Here is a 1416-nt window from a genome sequence, read left to right on the forward strand (position 1 = left end):
GTCTGAGACCTGATGCCGAGCCGATTGTGGTGAAGTGGATGATCCTATGCTGTCGAGAAAAGCCTCTAGCGAGTTTCATGGCGGCCCGTACCCTAAACCGACTCAGGTGGTCAGGTAGAGAATACCGAGGCGTTCGGGTGAACTATGGTTAAGGAACTCGGCAAAATGCCCCCGTAACTTCGGGAGAAGGGGGGCCACGCCTGGTGATCACTCTTGCAGTGTGAGCTGGGGGTGGCCGCAGAGACCAGCGAGAAGCGACTGTTTACTAAAAACACAGGTCCGTGCGAAGCCGTAAGGCGATGTATACGGACTGACGCCTGCCCGGTGCTGGAACGTTAAGGGGACCGGTTAGCTCACTTTCGGGTGGGCGAAGCTGAGAACTTAAGCGCCAGTAAACGGCGGTGGTAACTATAACCATCCTAAGGTAGCGAAATTCCTTGTCGGGTAAGTTCCGACCTGCACGAATGGCGTAACGACTTCTCGACTGTCTCAACCATAGGCCCGGTGAAATTGCACTACGAGTAAAGATGCTCGTTTCGCGCAGCAGGACGGAAAGACCCCGGGACCTTTACTACAGTTTGATATTGGTGTTCGGTTCGGCTTGTGTAGGATAGCTGGGAGACTTTGAAGTTCCAACGCCAGTTGGGGTGGAGTCGTCGTTGAAATACCAGTCTGGTCGTGCTGGATGTCTAACCTGGGTCCGTGATCCGGATCAGGGACAGTGTCTGATGGGTAGTTTAACTGGGGCGGTTGCCTCCTAAAGGGTAACGGAGGCGCCCAAAGGTTCCCTCAGCCTGGTTGGCAATCAGGTGTTGAGTGTAAGTGCACAAGGGAGCTTGACTGTGAGACCGACGGGTCGAGCAGGGACGAAAGTCGGGACTAGTGATCCGGCGGTGGCTTGTGGAAGCGCCGTCGCTCAACGGATAAAAGGTACCCCGGGGATAACAGGCTGATCTTCCCCAAGAGTCCATATCGACGGGATGGTTTGGCACCTCGATGTCGGCTCGTCGCATCCTGGGGCTGGAGTCGGTCCCAAGGGTTGGGCTGTTCGCCCATTAAAGCGGTACGCGAGCTGGGTTTAGAACGTCGTGAGACAGTTCGGTCCCTATCCGCTGTGCGCGTAGGAGTCTTGAGAAGGGCTGTCCCTAGTACGAGAGGACCGGGACGGACGAACCTCTGGTGTGCCAGTTGTTCTGCCAAGGGCATGGCTGGTTGGCTACGTTCGGGAGGGATAACCGCTGAAAGCATCTAAGCGGGAAGCCTGCTTCGAGATGAGGACTCCCACCCACTTGATGGGGTAAGGCTCCCAGTAGACGACTGGGTTGATAGGCCGGATCTGGAAGCACCGTGAGGTGTGGAGGTGACCGGTACTAATAGGCCGAGGGCTTGTCCTCAGTTGCTCGCGTCCACTGTGTT

1 rRNA gene is annotated in these 1416 nt (G+C 56.4%); it reads left to right on the forward strand.

Features of this window, described 5'->3' with window-relative positions:
• A 23S ribosomal RNA gene (locus ABZ818_RS42795) occupies positions 1–1394 on the forward strand; the annotation flags it as partial.
• Between the last annotated feature and the right edge of the window lie 22 nt (positions 1395–1416).

It is taken from the genome of Streptomyces sp. NPDC047453 (genome assembly GCF_040643155.1).
In the GTDB taxonomy this organism is placed as follows: Bacteria; Actinomycetota; Actinomycetes; order Streptomycetales; family Streptomycetaceae; genus Streptomyces.